At 51.1% G+C, this 21,916-nt stretch carries 23 protein-coding genes; 17 read left to right on the top strand and 6 right to left on the bottom strand.

The window, feature by feature from the left end; translation table 11 throughout:
• Window positions 1–340: 340 nt before the first annotated feature.
• Window positions 341–1,099, top strand: coding sequence for a copper homeostasis protein CutC (gene cutC / locus LQ901_RS08085; protein ID WP_064977531.1), 759 nt, complete (start codon window positions 341–343; stop codon window positions 1,097–1,099).
• Here cutC and LQ901_RS08080 read toward each other — a convergent pair.
• The 6 genes from LQ901_RS08080 to LQ901_RS08055 all read right to left on the bottom strand — a co-directional run bounded on the left by LQ901_RS08080 (window position 1,047) and on the right by LQ901_RS08055 (window position 6,865).
• Window positions 1,047–1,961: a LysR family transcriptional regulator gene (locus tag LQ901_RS08080; protein ID WP_036768517.1), complete on the bottom strand. Its 915-nt coding sequence runs from the start codon at window positions 1,959–1,961 to the stop codon at window positions 1,047–1,049. The genes cutC and LQ901_RS08080 overlap by 53 nt on opposite strands.
• A 72-nt stretch (window positions 1,962–2,033) precedes the next feature.
• Window positions 2,034–3,005, bottom strand: coding sequence for a tRNA 5-methoxyuridine(34)/uridine 5-oxyacetic acid(34) synthase CmoB (cmoB, locus tag LQ901_RS08075; protein WP_010861940.1), 972 nt, complete (start codon window positions 3,003–3,005; stop codon window positions 2,034–2,036).
• Window positions 3,006–3,746 carry a carboxy-S-adenosyl-L-methionine synthase CmoA gene (gene cmoA, locus LQ901_RS08070; RefSeq protein WP_010861939.1) on the bottom strand — a complete coding sequence of 247 codons (741 nt, stop codon included), beginning with the start codon at window positions 3,744–3,746 and terminating at the stop codon, window positions 3,006–3,008.
• 153 nt (window positions 3,747–3,899) lie between these two features.
• Entirely contained in the window at window positions 3,900–4,292 is a 393-nt protein-coding gene (locus LQ901_RS08065) for an MAPEG family protein (RefSeq protein ID WP_010861938.1), read from the bottom strand.
• Window positions 4,293–4,430: 138 nt separating this feature from the next.
• The gene (locus LQ901_RS08060; protein WP_170919730.1) at window positions 4,431–6,326 is read right to left on the bottom strand and encodes an EAL domain-containing protein; all 1,896 of its coding nucleotides are present in this window, start codon (window positions 6,324–6,326) and stop codon (window positions 4,431–4,433) included.
• 23 nt (window positions 6,327–6,349) lie between these two features.
• Window positions 6,350–6,865 carry a hypothetical protein gene (locus LQ901_RS08055; RefSeq protein ID WP_178088335.1) on the bottom strand — a complete coding sequence of 172 codons (516 nt, stop codon included), beginning with the start codon at window positions 6,863–6,865 and terminating at the stop codon, window positions 6,350–6,352.
• A gap of 302 nt (window positions 6,866–7,167) precedes the next feature.
• Here LQ901_RS08055 and LQ901_RS08050 point away from each other — a divergent pair, with 302 nt between their 5' ends.
• From LQ901_RS08050 to tolB, 16 genes are all read left to right on the top strand, one after another.
• The gene (locus tag LQ901_RS08050; RefSeq protein WP_010861935.1) at window positions 7,168–7,872 is read left to right on the top strand and encodes a Bax inhibitor-1/YccA family protein; all 705 of its coding nucleotides are present in this window, start codon (window positions 7,168–7,170) and stop codon (window positions 7,870–7,872) included.
• Window positions 7,873–8,150: 278 nt separating this feature from the next.
• Window positions 8,151–9,920: an aspartate--tRNA ligase gene (gene aspS, locus LQ901_RS08045; RefSeq protein ID WP_010861934.1), complete on the top strand. Its 1,770-nt coding sequence runs from the start codon at window positions 8,151–8,153 to the stop codon at window positions 9,918–9,920.
• A gap of 2 nt (window positions 9,921–9,922) precedes the next feature.
• Entirely contained in the window at window positions 9,923–10,363 is a 441-nt protein-coding gene (gene nudB / locus LQ901_RS08040) for a dihydroneopterin triphosphate diphosphatase (RefSeq protein ID WP_152135926.1), read from the top strand.
• A 55-nt stretch (window positions 10,364–10,418) separates the two neighbouring features.
• Window positions 10,419–11,162: a YebC/PmpR family DNA-binding transcriptional regulator gene (locus LQ901_RS08035; RefSeq protein WP_010861932.1), complete on the top strand. Its 744-nt coding sequence runs from the start codon at window positions 10,419–10,421 to the stop codon at window positions 11,160–11,162.
• Window positions 11,163–11,165: 3 nt separating this feature from the next.
• A complete protein-coding gene (gene ruvC, locus LQ901_RS08030) occupies window positions 11,166–11,687 on the top strand; it encodes a crossover junction endodeoxyribonuclease RuvC (protein WP_010861931.1) in 522 nt (173 codons plus the stop codon).
• Window positions 11,688–11,784: 97 nt separating this feature from the next.
• Window positions 11,785–12,408 (top strand): Holliday junction branch migration protein RuvA, encoded by a 624-nt coding sequence (ruvA, locus tag LQ901_RS08025; protein WP_010861930.1) that lies wholly within the window; start codon window positions 11,785–11,787, stop codon window positions 12,406–12,408.
• Window positions 12,409–12,480: 72 nt separating this feature from the next.
• Window positions 12,481–13,494 carry a Holliday junction branch migration DNA helicase RuvB gene (ruvB, locus tag LQ901_RS08020; protein ID WP_010861929.1) on the top strand — a complete coding sequence of 338 codons (1,014 nt, stop codon included), beginning with the start codon at window positions 12,481–12,483 and terminating at the stop codon, window positions 13,492–13,494.
• Between the two features lie 1,035 nt (window positions 13,495–14,529).
• A complete protein-coding gene (gene cydA / locus LQ901_RS08015) occupies window positions 14,530–16,104 on the top strand; it encodes a cytochrome ubiquinol oxidase subunit I (RefSeq protein WP_010861928.1) in 1,575 nt (524 codons plus the stop codon).
• Window positions 16,105–16,119: 15 nt separating this feature from the next.
• Entirely contained in the window at window positions 16,120–17,259 is a 1,140-nt protein-coding gene (gene cydB / locus LQ901_RS08010; protein ID WP_039046192.1) for a cytochrome d ubiquinol oxidase subunit II, read from the top strand.
• Window positions 17,260–17,333: 74 nt separating this feature from the next.
• Window positions 17,334–17,438, top strand: coding sequence for a cytochrome bd-I oxidase subunit CydX (cydX, locus tag LQ901_RS08005; protein ID WP_010861926.1), 105 nt, complete (start codon window positions 17,334–17,336; stop codon window positions 17,436–17,438).
• Between the two features lies 1 nt (window position 17,439).
• Complete coding sequence (locus LQ901_RS08000; protein ID WP_010861925.1) at window positions 17,440–17,727, top strand: cyd operon YbgE family protein; 288 nt, start codon at window positions 17,440–17,442, stop codon at window positions 17,725–17,727.
• A 112-nt stretch (window positions 17,728–17,839) separates the two neighbouring features.
• On the top strand, window positions 17,840–18,250 hold the full coding sequence (gene ybgC, locus LQ901_RS07995; RefSeq protein WP_010861924.1) for a tol-pal system-associated acyl-CoA thioesterase: 411 nt from the start codon (window positions 17,840–17,842) through the stop codon (window positions 18,248–18,250).
• Window position 18,251: 1 nt separating this feature from the next.
• Window positions 18,252–18,929: a Tol-Pal system protein TolQ gene (gene tolQ / locus LQ901_RS07990; RefSeq protein ID WP_036768516.1), complete on the top strand. Its 678-nt coding sequence runs from the start codon at window positions 18,252–18,254 to the stop codon at window positions 18,927–18,929.
• A gap of 17 nt (window positions 18,930–18,946) precedes the next feature.
• Window positions 18,947–19,378: a colicin uptake protein TolR gene (tolR, locus tag LQ901_RS07985; RefSeq protein ID WP_010861922.1), complete on the top strand. Its 432-nt coding sequence runs from the start codon at window positions 18,947–18,949 to the stop codon at window positions 19,376–19,378.
• Between the two features lie 12 nt (window positions 19,379–19,390).
• Entirely contained in the window at window positions 19,391–20,560 is a 1,170-nt protein-coding gene (gene tolA, locus LQ901_RS07980; RefSeq protein ID WP_369795308.1) for a cell envelope integrity protein TolA, read from the top strand.
• 33 nt (window positions 20,561–20,593) lie between these two features.
• Window positions 20,594–21,886: a Tol-Pal system beta propeller repeat protein TolB gene (tolB, locus tag LQ901_RS07975; protein ID WP_010861920.1), complete on the top strand. Its 1,293-nt coding sequence runs from the start codon at window positions 20,594–20,596 to the stop codon at window positions 21,884–21,886.
• Window positions 21,887–21,916: the final 30 nt, after the last annotated feature.

Here is a 21,916-nt window from a genome sequence, read left to right as displayed (position 1 = left end):
CTTGCCGGTGACCTGAACAAGACCGGAATACTTAGTAGAAAATCACCATACCAGCAGCCTGTTTAAATCGAAACACTATCGAAATAATATCGAACGAATAAAACCGGCTATCCAATCTCACACTGCGCATAAGTGGCCGCACCGAATACTCGCGCGCGATAGACGCGATAGAACAGTGAGCGGCATGGGCATCTTTTACCGTTATTTTCTGTAGGGATAGTACGCTGCACCTACGAGAAAATAGCGCGGATGCGCGGCTGATCACGCACTGTCTTTTGTATTACTGCCGCTCGTTGAAAACGCTGGTATTCTCAAGGGATAGAGCAAAGGAGAACGTAAGATGCGACGCCTGTTGGAAATCAGTTGTTATAGCGTGAGCTGCGCCATCAAGGCACAGCAAGGGGGCGCAGATCGCGCCGAGCTGTGTGCCGGTCGTCTGGAAGGCGGCACAACGCCTGCCTATGGTTCGCTGGTGGCGGCCAGAGAGTTGCTGAGTATTCCGATATTTCCTATTTTGCGTCCACGCGGTGGTGATTTTTGTTATTCGCGCCAAGAGTTTGCCGAAATGAAATCGGATCTGGCACTGATGCGTGAGCTTGGTTTTCCGGGCGTGGTCACTGGCATGTTGACCGAAGATGGTCAGATTGATTTAGCGCGCATGCAAGAGATCATGGCACTGGCTGGGGACATGTCGGTCACTTTCCACCGTGCGTTCGATATGGGCGCCGATCCGATGCTGATGTTGCAGCAGCTTACCGATCTGGGGGTCGATCGCATTCTGACTTCTGGTCAGCGTGATACGGCGGAGCAGGGTTTACCGCTACTGGAAAAACTGCTGGCCGCCACCCAAGGCCCGATCATTTTACCGGGCTCCGGTATTCGCCTGAGCAATATGCAGCTGTTCTTGGACGCTGGCGCGACCGAATTGCACAGCTCAGCATCGCACGCTGTGCCATCTAACATGCGTTACCGTCAGCCCGGCGTGAGCATGAACCGAGATGGTGGGATGGACGAATATGCGCGCGTTGAGGTTGATGCGGCGGTGGTTACTCAGATGAAGGCGCTGATGCGGGATACAGCGCATGATCCGCTTGCGTAATTAAGCTCGCCAGTGCTCGGGCTCCCGGGCCGGTTTGCTCGCCGCGCGGTAACATCATTTGCGCGGTTAAACGCCGTTCACCACCAAACTGCACCGGTAAGCGGTGCAGTCGTCCAGCCGCCAGATCGTCGGCCACCAGATGATCCGGCAGCCATGCAAAGCCCATCCCTTCGAGCAACAGACTGCGCGCTTCGTAAAAGTGGCTGACACTCCAGCGTTGTCCGGCTTTTAGCCAGCCGATTTCCATGGTCGGTTGCTGGGCATTATCCATAATCACAATCTGCAGATGTCCAACCAGATCTTGCTCGGTCAGTGCGCTGAGTTCTGTCAGCGGATGTTGTGGATGACAATATGGATGCAGTGAGATCCCACACAGTGGGGCACTGAGAAAACCGGTCGGGACATGTGGGGTGATCACCAGATCCCAGCCATCACGGATGGCCTCTTGGGTAGCAGTCAGAATAGTTTCTTTGAGGATCACGCGGCTACCACGACTTTGCGGATAAAACTGCGCAATGGCTTGATACAGCGGTGCGCGCGGATAGATTGCTTCTACCGCAACGCGGATCTCCGCTTCCCAGCCCTGATCCAAATTGGCCGCCAGTTCTTCGAGCGCCAAGATCTGGCCGGTCAGCTGACGGCTACGGTGCAGGATAATGCGTCCGGCATCGGTTAAGAACGCTTTGCGCCCGCGCACTTCCAGCAATTGCACGCCGAGCATATCCTGCAGTTTGGTTACCGCATGGTTGAGCGACGATTGGCTTTTATTGAGCTTATCGGCCGCTTGGGCGTAGCCGCCGCAATCCACGACGGCTTGAAACATCCGCCACTGCTCAAGGGTAGTTTTCGGTCTGGCTGACATAACTCTCGTTTTACTCCCTGTTCCCTGATAGCGTCCTTGCCGAGCACTGGCGGCGTGCGTGCTGACACGCGATTAGCGGTTTTGGGCAATAATTACCGCGCGAGTAGGCGCTGGGTAGCCTTCAATGGTTTTGCTCGGATCCAGTGGGTCGAGGAAATCGGCTAAGGATTCGGTCACCATCCACTCGGTACGGCGCTGTTCATCCAGAGAGGTGATATCCACATCGACTACGCGCACATCGCTAAAGCCGCATTTCTCCAGCCATTTCACCAGCGCGGCAGCCGACGGAATAAAGTACACATTACGCATTTTGGCGTAACGTTCACCCGGTACCAGAACGGTATTTTCATCACCAGGCACCACCAGCGTTTCTAGGATCAGCTCACCTTCACTGTTCAGCTGTGATTTCAGCTGTAGCAGGTGATCGAGCGGTGAGCGGCGGTGATAAAGCACGCCCATAGAAAATACGGTATCGAATGCTTTGAGCTCTGGCAGCTGTTCAATACCGAGCGGTAGCAGATTTGCCCGTGGGTCATTGCCCAGTAGCTTACGTACCGCTTCAAATTGGCATAAAAACAGTGGAGTAGGATCGATACCCACCACCATCTGCGCGCCTTCACCGACCATTCGCCACATGTGATAGCCACTGCCGCAGCCCACATCCAGCACGGTACGTCCAGCTAATGGGCTGATGTGTGGCAGCACGCGATCCCATTTCCAATCAGAGCGCCACTCGGTATCGATGTGGATCCCGTGCAGATGGTACGGGCCTTTACGCCACGGCATCAGCTCTTTGAGGATATGGGTGATGCGCTTTTGCTCGCCTTCACTGATTCCCTCGGCGGTATTGGCCGCAACGGCGGTTTTCAGGTTCAGATCGGTCACAGCGAGCTCAGGCAAAAACTCCACAGATTTTTCCCAGCGTGGGAATGAGCCGTGATGGTTTTCTTTGCGCCATGTGGCCAGTTGCGCTGGCAACGTTTCTAACCAATGTGCCAGTGGGCTTGCCGCGAGGCGGGCATAAAATGGGTTAAAGTCGATCATTTACACCTGCTCCGATTTAATGGCCAGCATCGAACCAAAATTGAAACACTGGAACCACACTTCCGCATGTTCAAAACCGGCTTGTTGCAAGCGAGCTTTGTGCGTTTCTACGCTGTCGGTCAGCATCACGTTTTCCAGCGCACTGCGTTTTTGGCTGATTTCCAGTTCGCTATAGCCATTGGCACGTTTGAAATCTAGGTGCATATCAAACAGCAGATCGCCAATAGTTTGATCGGCAAACGAAAACTTCTCAGACAATACCAGCGCGCCGCCTGGACGTAAGCCGGCATAAATGCGGTTCAGCAAGGCTTGACGATCGTCTGGTGGTAAAAATTGCAGTGTAAAGTTCAGTACCACCATCGAGGCGTTTTCAATCTTCACCTGACGAATATCGCCTTCAATAATATCGACCGGCGTATCGGAGCGGAACGCGTCAATGTGGCGACGGCAACGCTCAATCATGGCTGCCGAGTTGTCCACCGCAATCAGGCGCACGCCTTCGACATCGATATTACGTCGCATCGACAGCGTCGCCGCGCCGAGGGAACAACCGAGATCAAAGGCCTGCGTATTGGGCTGGATAAAGCGCTTCGCCAACATACCGATCGTGGCAATGATATTGGAGTAACCCGGTACGGAGCGCTGGATCATATCCGGGAAGACTTCGGCTACCCGTTCATCGAAAGAAAAATCGCCCAGTTGGGCAATTGGAGCTGAGAAAATGGTGTCGCGGTTAGACATGACAAACCTGAATATCAAATTAGGACGGCGTATTTTAGAGGATAGATGCAAAGCTGTCTTGTGTCTTACCGCCACAGAGCAGGGCGGTAAGTGTGAGCAAACATGATCAAGCCGCGTGGTTATCGGTTAACGCCGGGCAGATCAGCACGCGTATTACAGATAAAAAATCTGTGACCACGGCAGGTAATAGAGATTACCGATAATCATAATGATTAAGGATGCATAGGTTGCGCCCATGCCGCCTTTGCGCCAGCGCAGTTCGCGTTCATGCAAGCCGAAATAGTGCAGAATGCGGCCAATCAAAAGCATGGCACCACACAAATGCAGCAGCCAGCCGCTTGCGCCGTTCATTTCCATCACAATCAGTAAGATGATCCCGATAGGAATGTATTCCACCGCATTACCGTGGATCCGGATTGCAGTTTGCAGCTGATAGAACCCGCCATCGCCAAAGGCCACTTTGTACTGAAACCGAAGTTTTACCACATCAAGGGAAAACTTAATCAGTAACAGCGCACCAAGTACCGCATACAGGGCGCTAATCATCCTGATTTGCTCCAAAGATAAACACAGAGAATAAAAAAATATCACTCATCATAGCTTTGTGTGATGAATGTGTCTTGGGCTAAATGGGATACCGCAACATTTAGTCTCTTATGCGTAAATTGTAACATGGCTCGCGGGTTAAGAAACCACCTCTTGCATATCTCTCAGATAAGTGTGATTGAGCATAAACAGGTTGATTCCTTCAGCGGGCAAGGCCCGACAGAAGTGATCGCCCTGCACCCAATTAGCAGAGATCATGCTGGAGATCGATTGGAACTGACGCGACGTATTGATCTGGTCAAAAATAATTCGAATATTCAACCGTCGCGCTATTTGTAAAATCCCGCGCAGCAAAATTTGCTGCTTACGATTGCGCGTTAGCTCGGTATAGAGTGTGCAATCAATTTTGATGTAATCAAGCAATACGCGCTGGAAGGCCACCAGTGAGGCCGGATTACGACCAAACCCACCTAAGGCCAGTTTCAGCCCCATCTTGTGCAGGTTGTATAACACCGCCGTCATGGCATCGCTCGGGTTATCACCATCGATTTGCAACGTCACCCGATCTGGATTGATCTCATAGGTTTTCAGCAATTCGGCCAGCAGAGGTGGTAACTCTGGATATAGCAAGTAATTGCTGATCGGAATACACAGCGCCAGGGGTTGCTGTGGAAACTCGGCATGCCATTGTTGCAGCTGTTGCAGGCTTTTGTTCAGCATCCAGTGACTAAGTGGACGCGTCAGAGAGCTGTTTTCCGCCAGTTGCCACAACTCACGGGTGCTCACTTGACCAAAGCGCGGGTGATACCAGCGTGGGCTGGCTTCTACCATCCGCACTTGTTGGGTGCAGGCATCCAAAATCGGTTGGAAGTGCAGCGTGAGGGCTTCTTGCTCCAGATCTTGGCGCAAGGTTTCTGATAGCGCGCGTAACCGCTCGGTTTTGTGCGCTTGCAGTGGACGGGTAAAAGTGACGATCCCTGTTCGGTGTTGCTGGCGTGCTTCGGTCAGTGCCATCTCAGCCGATTGCATCAAGGCTTCTTGCTGACGCTGAGGATTGCTGATTGCCGCGCCGCAGCAAAACAGCACAGAGGTTCGCTGGGGTAAATAGTGACTCATCGCCCGCAGTTTTTCTTGCAGCTGCGAGGCAATTTGCTGCAATTCAGTATCTTTGTGTACCGGCAGCAGCAGGGCAAACTCATCATTGCCAGTGCGGAACAGCTGGCTATCCGCCGGACGCACTTTATTCAAACTGTGGGTGGTTAGGCGCAGAACCAGATCGCCGGTTTCAAAGCCAAGACTGCCGTTAATCATGCGAAATGATTCAATATCAAACAGCATCAAACCGACCCGTTGGTGGTCGTAATCGATGTGATGCAGCGTATCCAGCAGTTGCGCGCGCTTGGGTAAGCCGGTGACAGGATCTTGCGTGGCGCGCAGACGCTCGGCGCGTAATTGGCGTGCCAGCAGGTAAAAGCCGGTCAGCGCAATGATCAGCGCGGCAGCCAGTGTTACGCCCAGCAGACGGCTGGCCAGCAGCGTGCTGTCATTACCGGTTAACTGATAGTAGCGATAGACATGGAAAAATTGGTTTATCAGCCGGTCGAGGCTGGTCGCATGACGATCGAGAACCTGCTGCACCTGCTGCAAATTGAGCTCACTGAGCGTATCTTGGTTAAAGAGCGGCTCTAGCGTTTTGAAATCGGTGAAATAGTCACGAATAACATGGTCGGCACCGGTTACTTGATCAACGGCTTTGCGCTCTTCACCTTCCAGCAGCACCGGAAAACGGCTCCACATCACTTCATAGCGCAAGTACAGTTCATCAATGTCGGCTTGACCGGAGCGGTACAGTTTGAGCGCCGATTGCATTTTTTGCTGCTCCATTTGCAGCTGCATCAGCGCCCACGAACTGTTGGAATGGGTGATCTTGAGCGATCCCACTCCCAGCGTGAACAATATGATTGATAGCAGGGCAAAAACAGCAAAGGCCGCTCCTAGCGCCCAGAGCCATTTATTGCTTTTTGACCAGGTCATCCCAACCCTCATTTTAGCCACGGTTAATCCTTAACCGCCCGGATGCTTTTTATCTGCCATGCCATTTGAGCATAGAATAGGGATTTGTGTAATACAGGATATTGATCCAACGGTAAAATTAACCACAACGGTCCTTTATCCCGAATTCGCATTGGTTTGCCGTCTATTTCTGTCGCCAGTATCGGAGCATACGGGGAGAGGTCCGCGGGAGACAGTGTGATTTGGTAACCGTTGATTGCCTGAATTTCGATGCGCTGACTGTAAATACCGGCTTGTGCCAGCACTTGCGACAGCTTCGGCCCAGAAAAGGTATGGCGCTGCTCTGTCCATGGTGTACAAGTGCTAATGCTAAATTGCGGCATCGCGTTGAGCTGCGTCATGGATAATTGCGTCGTCTTTCCTTGCCCATTGGTAAGTTGCAGCACGTGAGATGCGTAGGCGGGCTGAGTGACCGTCAGCGCGCTCAAGAGCAGCATGCTACATAAGCAAAAAGAGAAAGTGATCCGGCAACGGAGAGAACTGACGCAGCGGTTGTCCAAAAGAACGATCCTTGTGTTATTTTTTATGATGTACAGAGCACAAATTTGAGTTGACGTTAATTTTAGGCAAAAAAGACACAAATAGAAACAATGCAGTCATTCGCAGGCTTACAATGCAACTTGCATAAATGCGCAATCAGGTTAACTTCTTGTATATCTGAAGGTCTGGCGGAAAATCGGCTCAACAAAATCAATCAATCGATTGTGTTGAGGAGAAAAGCGACATCATCGGCGTGGTAAACCTGCTTATGGTGACACGGCGACTTCCGGCAGACAACAAAACAGCGAAAGGGTGACGGATTATGTATCCAAATTCAAATGGTGCGCTCGTTGAACGAGCAAAAGGTGGTATCCAGGCGTATCTGGCACAAGTCTATGGATGGATGACCTGTGGCTTGCTGTTAACTGCGTTTGTGGCGTGGTATGCGGCCAGCTCTCCAGCTGTCCTCAACTTTGTTTTCTCCAGTAACATCACGTTCTTCGGGCTGATTATCGCTCAGTTAGCGCTGGTGTTTGTGCTCTCCGGTATGTTGCAGCGCTTAAGTGGCGCGATGGCTACCTCACTGTTCATGCTCTATTCGGCGCTGACCGGCTTGACCTTGTCCAGCATCTTTATCATGTATACCGCAAGCTCCATCGCCTCGACTTTCTTGGTGACTGCCGGTATGTTCGGAGCGATGAGCCTGTATGGTTACACCACCAAGCGTGATTTGAGCGGTTTTGGCAACATGCTGTTCATGGCGCTGATTGGTATCGTGCTGGCGTCACTGGTTAACATGTGGCTCAAGAGTGATACCTTGATGTGGGTGATCACCTACATTGGTGTGGTGCTGTTTGTCGGCTTAACTGCCTATGACACTCAGAAGCTGAAAATGATCGGTGAGCAGTTATCTGTTGACGATAAAGAGAACTTCCGTAAGTACTCCATTGTCGGTGCGCTGACCCTGTATCTGGACTTCATCAACCTGTTCTTAATGCTGCTGCGGATCATGGGCAACCGCCGCTAATACAGATTTTGAACACTCAGCACACATTCAGCACCATTGGCCCCGATTAATCTCGGGGCTTTAGTTTTATTGGATAGTCATTATCCTTTATAATACTCGCCTTTTGTCAAAGGCCATAAGGTCGGTTGGTTTGCCTCGTTTACGGATGCCGATGTCTGTAAACGAGACAAACTCAGAGTTGGTACGAAAATTAAAAGCGAGTGATTTCGGCGAACATAACAGGCTGTAAAAACCTCACAGCGTCGGCATTGCTTCGTTTTACCAAAAGGATGTAAACCATGCGCACCGTATATTGCGGACAATTAAATCGCACCCACGAAGGGCAAGAAGTGACCCTGTGTGGCTGGGTACACCGCCGTCGTGATTTGGGCGGCCTGATCTTTATCGACATGCGTGACCGTGAAGGTGTTGTGCAGGTTTTCTTCGATCCGGATCATCAGGAAGCATTCCAGCAAGCCTCTGAGCTGCGTAATGAGTTTTGTATTCAGATTAAAGGTATTGTGCGCGCCCGTCCGGACAGCCAGATCAACAAAGATATGGCGACCGGTGAAGTGGAAGTCTTCGCCCAATCCCTGAACATCATCAACCGCGCAGAGCCTCTGCCGCTGGACTTTAACCAGACCAACACCGAAGAGCAGCGTCTGAAGTTCCGCTATCTGGATCTGCGTCGTCCAGAAATGGCTAGCCGCCTGAAAATGCGTGCCAAAGTGACCAGCTTTGTTCGTCGCTTTATGGATGATAATGGCTTCCTCGACATCGAAACTCCGATGCTGACCAAAGCCACACCAGAAGGTGCGCGTGACTACTTGGTGCCAAGCCGTGTGCACAAAGGCAAATTCTATGCGCTGCCACAGTCGCCACAGCTGTTCAAACAGCTGCTGATGATGTCCGGCTTTGACCGTTACTATCAGATCGTGAAGTGCTTCCGTGATGAAGACTTGCGTGCTGACCGTCAGCCAGAATTTACCCAGATCGATGTGGAAACCTCCTTCATGAGCGCCGAGCAGGTACGTGAAGTGATGGAGCGCATGGTGCGTGAGCTGTGGAAAGACGTGAAGGGTGTGGATTTTGCTCCGTTCCCAATCATGACTTGGGCCGAAGCTATGCGCCGTTTCGGCTCTGATAAGCCAGATCTGCGTAACCCACTGGAAATCGTTGATGTTGCTGATCTGGTAAAAGACGTTGATTTTAAAGTCTTCTCAGGCCCAGCCAACGATCCAAAAGGCCGCGTTGCAGCTATCTGTGTACCTAAGGGTGCCGAGATGAGCCGTAAGACCATCGACGAATACACCCAGTTCGTGGGCGTATACGGTGCGAAAGGTATGGCATGGCTGAAAGTGAACGATCGCGCTGCCGGTCTGGAAGGCGTACAAAGCCCAATTGCAAAATTCCTGAACGCTGAAGTGCTGGAAGGCATTCTGAGCCGTACTGGCGCGCAGAGCGGTGATATCGTTCTGTTCGGTGCTGACAGCTGGAAAGTGGTAACTGATGCACTGGGTGCACTGCGTATCAAGCTGGGCCGTGATTTCGGTCTGACTGATCTGCAAGGTTGGGCGCCTCTTTGGGTTATCGACTTCCCAATGTTTGAAGAAGATGACGAGGGTGGTTTGGCTGCTATGCACCATCCATTCACCTCGCCACGTGACATGAGCCCAGCAGAGCTGAAAGCGAACCCTCTGACTGCGACAGCGAACGCGTATGACATGGTCATCAACGGCTACGAAGTGGGCGGCGGTTCTGTGCGTATTTACAGCAGCGAAATGCAGCAAACTGTATTTGGCATTCTGGGGATCAACGAACAAGAACAGCGTGAGAAGTTTGGCTTCCTGCTGGATGCGCTGAAGTTCGGTACGCCTCCACATGCGGGTCTGGCTTTTGGTCTGGATCGTCTGGTGATGCTGATCACCGGCACTGACAACATCCGTGATGTTATCGCCTTCCCGAAAACCACAGCTGCCGCCTGTTTGATGACCGAAGCACCAAGCTTTGCCAATCCAGCAGCACTGGCTGAACTCTCTATTGATGTTGTAAAAAACATCAAGGAGTGATCATGAAGTTTAAGCGCCCGGAATCGGTACTGGTAGTCATTTATTGTTCCCAAACCGGACGGGTGCTTATGCTGCAGCGCAAAGACCACCAGGCTTACTGGCAGTCCGTCACCGGAAGCCTAGAGGCTGACGAAACGCCGCAGCAAACTGCACAGCGTGAAGTCAGGGAAGAAGTGGGCATCGATATACAGGCCGAAGGATTAATGCTGACCGATGTCCAACGCTGTGTGGAATTTGAGCTTTTTGAGCATTTACGCCACCGTTACGCACCCGGTGTGACCCGCAATCAGGAGCACTGGTTTATTCTGGCTTTGCCAGAAGAGCGTGAGGTGGTCATTTCGGAACATCTTGCCTACCACTGGTTACCAGCCGCTGAGGCGGCCGCACTAACCCGCTCATGGAGCAACCGGCAGGCAATTGAAGAGTTCGTAATTGGGTGCTGACGCTGGTCAATCCGACTGGTATTTGCACCAACATAAGATTAAAGCGGAGATTGTTATGGCAGGTCATAGTAAATGGGCCAACATTAAGCACCGTAAGGCAGCACAAGATGCCAAGCGTGGCAAGATTTTTACCAAGCTGATTCGTGAGCTGGTGGTCGCAGCAAAAATGGGTGGCGGCGATGTTGCTAGCAACCCGCGTCTGCGCGCTGCAGTGGATAAAGCACTGTCCAATAACATGACCCGCGATACGGTCAACCGTGCCATTGCCCGCGGTGTGGGTGGTGACGACGATAGCAACATGGAAACCATCGTATACGAAGGTTACGGTCCAGGCGGCACTGCTGTTATGGTTGAATGTCTGAGTGACAACCGTAACCGTACCGTATCTGAAGTTCGTCACGCGTTCACTAAGAGCGGTGGTAACTTGGGTACTGATGGTTCCGTATCTTACCTGTTTACCAAAAAAGGCGTGATCTCTTACCCAGCAGGTCTGGATGAAGATACCGTGATGGAAGCAGCACTGGAAGCCGGTGCCGATGACGTTGTTGTGAACGATGACGGCTCTATCGACGTATTCACCAGCCCTGAAGATTTCGGTAGCGTGAAAGATGCGCTGGATGCGGCCGGTCTGGAAGCTGAGATGGCAGAAGTATCTCTGATCCCATCCACCAAAGCTGAGCTGGATCTGGAAACTGCACCTAAGTTGCTGCGTCTGATCGACATGCTGGAAGACTGTGACGACGTGCAGGAAGTGTATCACAACGGTGATATCTCCGACGAAGTGGCTGATCAGCTGTAATCAATGTCGATCATTTTGGGGATCGACCCCGGCTCGCGGATCACCGGTTATGGCGTGATCCGCCAGCAGGGCAGGCATCTGGAGTATCTGGGCAGTGGTTGTATTCGCACGGCAGTCGATGATTTACCGAATCGTCTGCGACTGGTGTATGCCGGTGTTTGCGAAATCATTACCCAGTTTCGTCCGGATGTGTTTGCCATCGAACAGGTTTTCATGGCGCGCAATGCTGATTCAGCGTTAAAGCTCGGTCAGGCACGCGGCGCAGCAATCGTTGCGGCGGTTAACCATGATTTGCCGGTGTTCGAATATGCCGCACGGCAGGTTAAACAGACAGTCGTCGGTACAGGTGCTGCCGAGAAAGTTCAGGTGCAGCACATGGTTAAGACGATCCTCAAACTGCCGGGTAGCCCGCAGGCAGATGCGGCGGATGCGCTGGCGATTGCTATGACGCATGCGCAGATTTGTCAGCATGCCATCAAGCAGCGAGATCCGCGCTTGCAAATCACGCAAGGGCGTTTTCGTTAACCCGTCGCGGTAACCTTTATAAAAGGCTGGATATTCATCCAGCCTTTTCGTTATTCTATGCCGTATCGCTGCAACAACAGATAACAAGGGGATAAGCGTGATAGGACGTTTACGCGGCTTGGTTGTGGAAAAACAACCTCCGGAAGTACTACTGGATGTGAACGGTGTGGGTTATGAAATCCAGCTGCCGATGACCTGCTTCTACGATTTGCCGGATATCGGTCAAGAAGCGATCATCTTTACTCACTTTGTGGTGCGTGAAGATGCCCAGTTGCTGTTCGGTTTCAACAACAAGCAAGAGCGCGCCTTGTTCCGTGAGCTGCTGAAAACCAATGGTGTCGGACCAAAATTGGCGTTGGCCATTTTATCCGGTATGTCTGCCGCGCAGTTTGTTGGCGCAGTAGAGCGCGAAGATATCAGTACACTGGTAAAATTACCGGGTGTGGGCAAGAAAACGGCCGAGCGTTTGATCGTCGAAATGAAAGATCGCTTCAAAGGCATGGCGACCTTCGATCTCTTTACCCCTGCCGATGATTTGGCCGGTGCGGTGGCGCAATCGGCGCAAGTGGTTAAGCAAGCCGATGTGGAAGAAGAAGCCGCGTCGGCACTGGTGGCTTTGGGCTATAAGCCGCAAGAAGCTAGCCGCATGATCAGCAAAGTGGCCACTGAAGGTGCCGATTGCGAAACCCTGATCCGTAATGCTTTGCGTGCGGCGCTCTAAAGTAGCGTGGCAAAACAGATAAACCGATTAACTCCCAGTGACCATCAAACAGCGTACAACAAAGGCTAACGGATGATAGAAGCAGACCGCCTGATTTCCCCTGTGCAGACCGTTCGTGAAGAAGAGGTCATTGACCGTGCGATTCGGCCACGATTACTGAATGAATACGTCGGTCAGGATCATGTACGGGCGCAAATGGAGATTTTCATTCAGGCGGCGCGTATGCGAGCCGATGCGCTGGATCACGTGTTGATTTTTGGCCCTCCCGGGTTGGGCAAAACTACGCTGGCTAACATCATCGCCAACGAAATGGGCGTGAGTATCCGTACGACCTCTGGTCCGGTACTGGAAAAGGCCGGCGATTTGGCGGCCATGCTGACCAACCTTGAGCCGCATGATGTGCTGTTCATCGATGAAATCCATCGCCTGTCACCAGCTGTTGAAGAAGTGCTCTATCCAGCGATGGAAGATTATCAGCTGGATATCATGATCGGGGAGGGGCCTGCGGCGCGCTCAATTAAATTAGATTTGCCGCCGTTTACCTTAATTGGCGCTACCACCCGAGCTGGCTCACTGACATCACCGCTACGCGATCGTTTCGGCATTGTGCAGCGTCTGGAGTTTTACAAGGTCGAAGATCTAACCGATATCGTGCGTCGCAGTGCGCGTTGCCTTGGTTTGAACATGCAAGCGGAAGCGGCGCTGGAAGTAGCGCGTCGTTCACGTGGTACACCACGGATTGCGAACCGTCTTTTGCGTCGAGTGCGTGATTTTGCGGAAGTGAAAGGGTGCGGTGATATCGAGCTGGATGTGGCCGGTCGTGCTCTCGATATGCTGGACGTCGACACCGAAGGCTTTGATTTTATGGATCGCAAACTGCTGCTGGCAGTGATTGATAAGTTTATGGGCGGTCCGGTTGGTCTGGATAACCTTGCGGCAGCGATCGGTGAAGAGCGTGACACGATTGAAGATGTGTTGGAGCCGTACCTGATTCAGCAGGGCTTTTTACAGCGCACGCCACGTGGGCGTATTGCAACACAACGTGCTTATCAGCATTTTGGTTTAGAAAAACCAAGCGATCAATAAGTTATACCTAAACGACTTGGAGTTTTAGGTAGGCGGCAAGTAAGTGAATCCCCATGAGCATAGTCAAACTATGTGATTGGGGTGAACGAATATAGCCAACACCGCTGCAGCGTCAAGTAGGAAGGGTATAGAGTTCAATAAGCGTTTCGTTATTCCTTTCCCCTAAAACAAAAGGCCCGGATTATCCGGGCCTTTTGCTATCAATTAACTAATCACTTATTTGTTTTGCATCATAAACAAGTCACTGAATAATTTGGTGTAAGTTTTTGCGAACTTGTTAAATAATGTGGTGCGCATATCTGCTCCGCAGTGATGATGGTCAAATTTTTTAGATTGCGGCAGGCTTCATTCTCACTGCCTCAATTTCATGGCGCAAATTATATGCAGGTCGGAATAAAAACAGAAACGACAAAAACTAAGGGATTTGCATTAGATTAAGTAATGTCATGTTGTGATGATGTTCAGATATATCAAACTGTATCAATTTCAATGTGCTTTTTATGTAAAGCGCAATGTTAAATAACGGTGTGTTATTTGCCATGGGTAATATGCATGCCGATGGGTGCTCGATGGGGAAAAAGAATAATTATCATTGCATGCTGTAGAAAAGTGTCATAACCCCGAATTAATTAAACAATGCGTTAACATATTTTGCTTTATTTTATCCGTAATTGAGCTGCATCAATTTTCGTTTGCGAGTATTATTTAATGGTATTGATGGTGATCAATTTTTGCCGTCTCGTCAGCGAAAAAATAGATTGATCTGACAGCAAAAAATATAACTTGAATCACTAAAAAACTTATTCCGTATAAGGGATTAGAGGCGTAATATTTAGTCAGCCTGTCATTTAGGTTGCTGTTATGTGATGACTTCGTTCATAAAATGAGTGCGTAACTTTTTATGAACGCAGAAATTGAATAGTCTGGGGCTCATATATCGTTACACCCCGTGGTGGTAACGATATACAAAACGATCTTGGCAACGGAGTTGAGGGTCGAGAGTCGGAGTCTTCCTGCAAGAAGCAAGGAGTCGTGATGTTAGATGTCGTTGAACTATCAAGATTGCAGTTTGCACTAACTGCAATGTATCACTTCCTGTTTGTTCCACTCACATTGGGCATGTCATTTTTGCTTGCCATAATGGAGTCGGTCTATGTCATGACCAACAAACAGATTTACAAAGATATGACCAAATTCTGGGGCAAGTTGTTTGGTATCAACTTTGCTCTGGGGGTAGCTACCGGTCTGACCATGGAGTTCCAATTCGGGACTAACTGGTCTTACTATTCCCACTATGTAGGGGATATCTTCGGTGCGCCTCTGGCGATTGAAGGCCTGATGGCTTTCTTCCTGGAGTCTACCTTTGTTGGTATGTTCTTCTTTGGCTGGGATCGCCTGTCTAAACGTCAGCACCTGATGGTGACATGGCTGACAGCGATTGGTACCAACATGTCCGCACTGTGGATCTTGGTGGCCAATGGCTGGATGCAGAACCCAGTAGGAGCCGAATTTAACTTTGAAACCATGCGTATGGAGATGGTCAGCTTCGCGGAGCTGGTGATGAACCCCGTTGCGCAGGTTAAATTCGTTCACACTGTGGCTGCCGGTTATGTTGCAGGTTCCATGTTCGTACTGGGTATCAGTGCTTACTACCTGCTGAAAAAGCGTGATATTCCGTTTGCGCGCCGCTCGTTTGCGATTGCCGCTAGCTTTGGTATGGCCTCTATCCTGTCTGTAATGGTACTGGGTGATGAGTCAGGCTATGAGCTGGGTGATGTGCAGAAAGTGAAGTTGGCGGCTATCGAGTCCGAGTGGGAGACTCAGCCACCTCCAGCATCCTTTACCCTGTTCGGTATTCCGAATCAGGAAGAGATGCGTACCGACTTTGCTATCAAGATCCCGTATGCGCTGGGTCTGATTGCCACGCGCTCGCTGGACACGCCGGTAATTGGTCTGCGTGATCTGCTGAAAGAGCACGAAGTTCGCATTCGTAACGGTATGGTGGCTTACGATCTGCTGCAAAAACTGCGTAATGGCCAAGATACACCGGAAATTCGTGCGCAGTTTGATGCTGCGAAGAAAGATCTGGGTTATGGCTTGCTGCTGACTCGCTATACCAGCGATGTTGCCAACGCGACCGAAGCACAGATCCAACTGGCGGTAAAAGATTCTATTCCGCAAGTGGCACCTCTGTTCTTCAGCTTCCGTATCATGGTGGGCGTGGGCTTTGTGCTGCTGTTCATCATCGGTATGGCGTTCTTCCAGACTTGCCGTCATAAGATTGAGCAAAAACCATGGCTGCTCAAATTGGCACTGTGGGGTATCCCACTGCCATGGATCGCCATCGAAGCTGGCTGGTTCGTTGCTGAGTACGGTCGTCAACCATGGGCGGTGGGTGAGATCCTACCTGTCACCTCGGCAGCCTCTGCCATTGGTGCCAGCGATGTGATCTTCTCCATGCTGCTGATCTGTGGTCTGTATACTCTGTTCCTGATTGCAGAAATGTACCTGATGTTCAAGTTTGCCCGTCTGGGCCCAAGCAGCCTGAAAACTGGCCGCTATCACTTTGAACAGACCCGTGCACCAGTCGCAGAAGATGCCAAGGCATAAGCAGGAGCCTGAAACATGATTGATTATGAATTTTTGCGTTTTGTCTGGTGGTTGCTGGTCGGTGTACTGCTGATCGGTTTTGCGATTACCGATGGTTTTGACATGGGGGTAGGGGCTTTGCTGCCTATCCTCGGTAAAACCGACAACGAGCGTCGGGTAATGATTAACACCATTGCCCCACACTGGGATGGTAACCAAGTTTGGTTGATTACCGCGGGTGGTGCGCTGTTTGCTGCATGGCCAATGGTATATGCCGCTGCTTTCTCCGGTTTTTACATCGCCATGATCTTGGTGCTGGCCGCCTTGTTCTTCCGTCCGGTCGGTTTTGACTACCGTTCTAAGATTGAAGATGCGCGCTGGCGTGCAATGTGGGACTGGGGCCTGTTCATCGGTGGTGCTGTTCCGGCACTGGTGTTCGGTGTCGCCTTCGGTAACCTGCTGCAAGGTGTTCCGTTTGAAGTCGACAGCCTGCTGCGTCTGGAATACAAAGGCGGCTTCTTCGGTCTGCTGAATCCGTTTGGCCTGCTGTGTGGTGTGGTCAGCCTGATGATGCTGGTGATGCAAGGTGCAACTTGGTTGCAGATGAAGACCACCGGTGAGCTGCATGTGCGTGCTCGTGCGGCGGCGCAAATCACTGCGCTGGTGACTTCAGTATGCTTCGCATTGGCCGGCCTGTGGGTCATGAAGGGCATCGGTGGTTTTGTTATCACCTCGGTGATTGATACCGCGGCACCGTCTAACCCATTACATAAAGAAGTTATGGTGGAAGTGGGCGCGTGGATCAAGAACTTCAATACCTATCCGGTATTGTGGGCTATCCCAGCCGTTGGTGTGGTAATGCCGCTGTTGACGGTACTGGCATCACGCTTTGAGCGTTGTGGTTTTGCCTTCCTGACCTCTTCACTGGGGATCGCGGCGATTATTTTAACCGCGGGTGTGACTATGTTCCCGTTTGTGATGCCATCTAGCATCCTGCCGGCACACAGTCTGACCATGTGGGATGCCACATCTAGCCAGAAGACTCTGGGTATCATGCTGGGTGCTGCAGTGATTTTTGTTCCGATTGTGTTGGGTTACACCGTTTGGTGTTACTACAAGATGTTTGGTCGTCTCGACACCAAATTTATCGAAGAAAACAAAAACTCACTGTACTAATCAGAGCGAGTCGATAACTCAGGCAAGCAGAAGGCTGGTTAGCCCTAGACTGACCAGCCAAGGAGAGCAAAACGATGTGGTATTTTACCTGGATTCTCGGTGTGTTACTGGCCTGCTCATTTGGCATTATCAATGCCCTGTGGCTTGAGCAGTCTGAAACCATGGATCACGACGACTAAGATGCTGGATAAATTATTCCGCTTCACAGACAAGAGCCCGATGCGGGCTCTTGCTTTAATTCTGGCTCTGGTGAGTGCCTTTAGCCTGATTTGGAGCCCGGAGGCTACCGCGCGTAGCAGCCAGCTTTATCTGTGGCAGGCAGTAATTTTCCTCTGGGCCGTGATCAGTGCTTTGGTGCATGGTGTAGGGTTTAAACTCTCAGGCGTGTGGCGCTGGGTGTTTTGTGCCCCCTTGTCATATCCCATTCTTTGCGCTGTTTTATATTATTTTTATATTGCAAGGGGCTGATGGCCCCTTTTCATCATTTTATTTCTTCCGTCACACTTGTCCTGCCCATTCCCAAGAACAAAACACTTGAGTATAGTATCGCCTTGTATACGCCAGAACATCGGAATGTAAGGTGAGCAGTAAAGTATCTCAATGGCCCGTTCGCGTTTATTATGAAGACACGGATGCAGGAGGGGTCGTCTATCATGCACGTTATGTGGCTTTCTTCGAGCGCGCCCGGACCGAAATGCTACGCAGCCTCGGCCAACAGCAGCAGACTCTATTGCAGCACAATGTCGCCTTCGTGGTACGTCGTATGACCGTGGATTATCGATCCCCTGCGCGGCTAGACGATCTGCTTTCAGTCGAAACTGAAATCTCCTCATTCCGGGGGGCGTCCGTAACCTTTAATCAACGAATCATCCATCAGGATGGTCGAGTCCTATGCACCGCCGAGGTCTTGGTGGCGTGTATTGATTTGGCCAAAATGAAACCTGTTGCGCTTCCAGCTGAGTTAGTCGCGGAGTTTACCTGTGTCTGCTGAAATGAACCTTCTTGACCTTTTCTTAAAGGCCAGTTTCATGGTTAAGATCGTAATGATGATCTTGATCGGTTTTTCTATTGCTTCCTGGGCGATCATTATCCAGCGAACTCGGGTCCTGAATGCGGCTACCCGTGCGGCGGATGCCTTTGAGGACCGTTTTTGGTCTGGTATCGATTTGGCGCGTCTGTATCAAGAAACGTCAACTCGCCGCGATGATTTGTCCGGTACGGAACAAATCTTTTATTCAGGTTTCAAAGAGTTTGCCCGTTTACACCGTGCTAATGGCCATGCGCCAGAAGCGGTGATTGAAGGGGCCTCGCGTGCGATGCGCATCTCCATGAACCGTGAACTGGAAAGTTTGGAAAACCACATCCCGTTTTTGGGTACGGTCGCCTCGATCAGTCCGTATATCGGTCTGTTTGGTACCGTGTGGGGGATTATGCACGCCTTTATCGCACTGGGTGCGGTAAAACAAGCCACGTTGCAAATGGTGGCACCGGGTATTGCGGAAGCGCTGATTGCAACGGCAATCGGTCTGTTCGCAGCGATCCCTGCGGTAATGGCGTATAACCGTCTGAACTTGCGTGTGTCCAAGCTGGAACAGAATTACGGTAATTTTACCGATGAATTTACTGCCATTTTACACCGTCAGGCATTTGCCGCTGACGCGAAGCAGTAAGTGAGGAGTGTGACAGCATGGCGTACTCACGGCGTAAGCGCCACGACATGAAGTCTGAAATCAACATCGTACCGTTTCTGGACGTGCTCCTGGTACTGTTGTTGATTTTCATGGCCACCGCACCGATTATCAGTCAAAGCGTACAGGTTGACTTGCCTGACTCTACCGAGTCGAGCAGTGTTGAAACTAAAGATGACCGCCCTCCGGTAATTTTGGAGGTGTCTGGTATTGACCAGTACGCAATGTCTATTGATGGTAAGCGGGAAGAAAACCTCAGTGCTGATCAGGTGATGCAAAATGCCCGCCTGAATCTGGGAACCGCTGAGCAGAAAACCACCTTCTTGGTGGGCGGCGCGAAAGAGGTTCCTTATGAGGAAGTCATCAAGGCACTGAATTTATTGCATGAGGCCGGAGTGACATCTGTCGGTCTGATGACTAACCCGATTTAAGAGATAGCCGTACTGATGGATAACAACAACAAGAAAAACAAGCTGACAAAATCGGTTGTTGTCTCCGTTATTTTGCACGTGCTCGTGATTGCTTTACTGATTGTTGGCTCCCTGTATCAGGAGATCCCTGCCGGTGGCGGCGGGGGCGGGGGCGCAATTGATGCAGTGATGGTCGATCCGGGAGCCATGGCACAGCAATATAACCGCCTGCAGCAACAAAATGAGGATGCGCGTAAAGCGGAAAATGAACGCAAGCGCAAACTACAACAGCAAAAAGAGGAAATGCAGCAGAAACAGCAGGCTGAAGAAGAGCGTTTACGCGAGCTGGAAAAAGAGCGCTTAAAAGCGCAAGAAGAAGCGAAACGCACCGAAGAAGCCCGTCAGCAAGCTGAAGAACAAAAACGCCAAGCACAAGAAGAAGCGCGCAAGGCCGAAGAAGTTCGCAAGCAAGCTGAGGATGCTAAGAAAAAAGCCGAACAAGCTAAAAAACAGGCTGAAGAAGCCAAGAAACAAGCTGAAGCCGAGGCATTAGCGGCAAAAGCCAAAGCAGAAGCAGAGGCCAAGAAACGGGCCGAAGCCGATGCAAAGAAAAAGGCAGAAGCCGAAGCGAAAAAGCAGGCAGAGCAAGCAGCAAAAGCGGCTGAAGAAGCGAAAAAGAAAGCTGAATTAGACGCGAAGAAGAAAGCGGAAGCGGATGCCAAGAAAAAGGCTGAGGCCGACGCCAAGAAAAAAGCCGAAGCAGATGCGAAGAAGAAAGCCGCTGCTGACGCCAAAGCTGCTGCCGCTCGCGAAGCTGCACAAAGTGAAGCGGCGTTAGACGATTTGTTCGGTGGCTTATCCGAAGAGGCCAATGCCCGTGAAGGACAAGCCGGAGGCGGCGGTAGTGCTGGCTCTGGTAAAGCCGGCGCGCCAGGCCCTGAAGGGGATAAGTACGGCGGGTTAATCAAGCAGGCAGTCAGCCGTAATATGTATGACACCAGCTTGTACCGTGGGAAAACCTGCAGTATTAAGATTAACTTTGCACCGGATGGTTTGATTCTGAGCTCGAGTGTGGTTGGCGGGGATCCTTCCTTATGTCAGGCGGCAGAGCGGGCAATAAAGATCACTCAGAAGTTGCCAAAACCACCTTCTGATGCTGTGTACAATAAATTTAAGAATGCCGTTTTAGAGTTTACCTTCTAAAACGACAGTGCGGATTGTGAACTAGGAGAGACAATGAAGCCGGTCTTAAAATTGTTTGCCGGGTTAATGATGCTGGTGACGGCTGTCGCCAGCGCAGAAGTCCGGATCGTGATTGATCAGGGTGTGGATACCGCGCGTCCGATTGCGGTCGTTCCTTTCAAATGGACCGGCAGCGGTAATCCGCCGGATAACGTTGCTGAAATTGTGGCGGCGGATTTGCGTAACAGCGGTAAGTTTAATCCTATCCCGCCTGCGCGCATGCCACAGCAGCCAACCAGTGCCTCGGAAGTCAATCCAGCACTGTGGTCTACAATGGGTATCGATGCCATTGTGGTGGGGCAGGTGCAAGCCGGTGCCGATGGTAACTACCTGATTTCGTACCAGTTGGTCGATACTGCGGGTTCACCGGGTACTGTGCTGGAAAGTAACCAGTATCGCGTGACCAAGCAGTGGATCCGTTATGCCTCTCATACCATCAGTGACATGGTTTTTGAGCGCCTGACTGGCATCAAAGGTGCGTTCCGTACCCGTATTGCGTATGTCGTGCAAACTAACGGCGGCCGCTATCCGTATGAGCTGCGCGTTTCTGACTACGATGGCTTTAACCAGTTTGTGGTGCATCGTTCTCCAGAGCCAATCATGTCTCCGGCGTGGACCAAAGATGGCCGTAAGCTGGCGTACGTCACCTTTGAAAACCGTCGTTCGCAGCTGATGTTGCAGGACCTGAGTACCTCTCAGCGTAAAATCCTGACCTCATTTCCGCGTCACAACGGTGCTCCGTCATTCTCTCCAGACGGCTCCAAGATGGCTTTTGCTCTGTCAAAAGACGGTAGCCTGAAACTGTACGTGATGGACATCGCTTCTGGTCAGATCCGTCGCGTGACTGAAGGTCGCTTTAACGATACTGAGCCTAGCTGGTATCCCGATAGCCAGAGCATTGCCTTTACCTCCGACCGCGGCGGTAGACCACAGATTTATAAATTAAATTTAGCTTCTGGTGCGGTCGAGCGCTTGACTTGGGAAGGTGCTCAGAATCAAAATGGTGAAATATCTCCGGACGGTAAAGCCCTGTATATGGTGAGCTCTACCGGCTCAGGACAACATATTGCAAAACAAGATTTGGATACTGGTTCAGTGGAAGTACTGACCAATACATTTCTTGATGAAACTCCAAGCGTTTCGCCAAACGGTATCATGCTGATTTATGGCTCAACCCAAGGTCTTGGCAGGGTATTAAATTTAGTGTCAACGGATGGACGTTTCAAAGCGCGTGTTCCGGCTACCGATGGTCAGGTCAAATTCCCGGCATGGTCGCCGTATCTGTGATGATAATGAAGTAAAATAATTAAAGGATAC

This window comes from Plesiomonas sp. PI-19 (assembly GCF_021368255.1).
Lineage (GTDB): Bacteria > Pseudomonadota > Gammaproteobacteria > Enterobacterales > CAMTGL01 > Plesiomonas > Plesiomonas shigelloides.
The sequence above is the reverse complement of the archived record's forward strand: the minus strand, read 5'-3'. Positions and strand labels throughout refer to the sequence as shown.

Excerpts from the sequence above, each read along its gene's own strand:
- LQ901_RS08065 (WP_010861938.1), bottom strand. The coding sequence starts at position 4,292 with ATGATTAGCGCCCTGTATGCGGTACTTGGTGCGCTGTTACTGATTAAG.
- LQ901_RS08035 (WP_010861932.1), top strand. The coding sequence starts at position 10,419 with ATGGCAGGTCATAGTAAATGGGCCAACATTAAGCACCGTAAGGCAGCA.
- cydA (WP_010861928.1), top strand. The coding sequence starts at position 14,530 with ATGTTAGATGTCGTTGAACTATCAAGATTGCAGTTTGCACTAACTGCA.
- cmoB (WP_010861940.1), bottom strand. The coding sequence starts at position 3,005 with ATGATCGACTTTAACCCATTTTATGCCCGCCTCGCGGCAAGCCCACTG.
- cydX (WP_010861926.1), top strand. The coding sequence starts at position 17,334 with ATGTGGTATTTTACCTGGATTCTCGGTGTGTTACTGGCCTGCTCATTT.
- LQ901_RS08060 (WP_170919730.1), bottom strand. The coding sequence starts at position 6,326 with ATGACCTGGTCAAAAAGCAATAAATGGCTCTGGGCGCTAGGAGCGGCC.
- LQ901_RS08000 (WP_010861925.1), top strand. The coding sequence starts at position 17,440 with ATGCTGGATAAATTATTCCGCTTCACAGACAAGAGCCCGATGCGGGCT.
- LQ901_RS08080 (WP_036768517.1), bottom strand. The coding sequence starts at position 1,961 with ATGTCAGCCAGACCGAAAACTACCCTTGAGCAGTGGCGGATGTTTCAA.
- tolB (WP_010861920.1), top strand. The coding sequence starts at position 20,594 with ATGAAGCCGGTCTTAAAATTGTTTGCCGGGTTAATGATGCTGGTGACG.
- cutC (WP_064977531.1), top strand. The coding sequence starts at position 341 with ATGCGACGCCTGTTGGAAATCAGTTGTTATAGCGTGAGCTGCGCCATC.
- tolR (WP_010861922.1), top strand. The coding sequence starts at position 18,947 with ATGGCGTACTCACGGCGTAAGCGCCACGACATGAAGTCTGAAATCAAC.
- tolQ (WP_036768516.1), top strand. The coding sequence starts at position 18,252 with ATGAACCTTCTTGACCTTTTCTTAAAGGCCAGTTTCATGGTTAAGATC.
- cmoA (WP_010861939.1), bottom strand. The coding sequence starts at position 3,746 with ATGTCTAACCGCGACACCATTTTCTCAGCTCCAATTGCCCAACTGGGC.
- nudB (WP_152135926.1), top strand. The coding sequence starts at position 9,923 with ATGAAGTTTAAGCGCCCGGAATCGGTACTGGTAGTCATTTATTGTTCC.
- cydB (WP_039046192.1), top strand. The coding sequence starts at position 16,120 with ATGATTGATTATGAATTTTTGCGTTTTGTCTGGTGGTTGCTGGTCGGT.
- LQ901_RS08050 (WP_010861935.1), top strand. The coding sequence starts at position 7,168 with ATGTATCCAAATTCAAATGGTGCGCTCGTTGAACGAGCAAAAGGTGGT.
- aspS (WP_010861934.1), top strand. The coding sequence starts at position 8,151 with ATGCGCACCGTATATTGCGGACAATTAAATCGCACCCACGAAGGGCAA.
- ruvC (WP_010861931.1), top strand. The coding sequence starts at position 11,166 with ATGTCGATCATTTTGGGGATCGACCCCGGCTCGCGGATCACCGGTTAT.
- ruvB (WP_010861929.1), top strand. The coding sequence starts at position 12,481 with ATGATAGAAGCAGACCGCCTGATTTCCCCTGTGCAGACCGTTCGTGAA.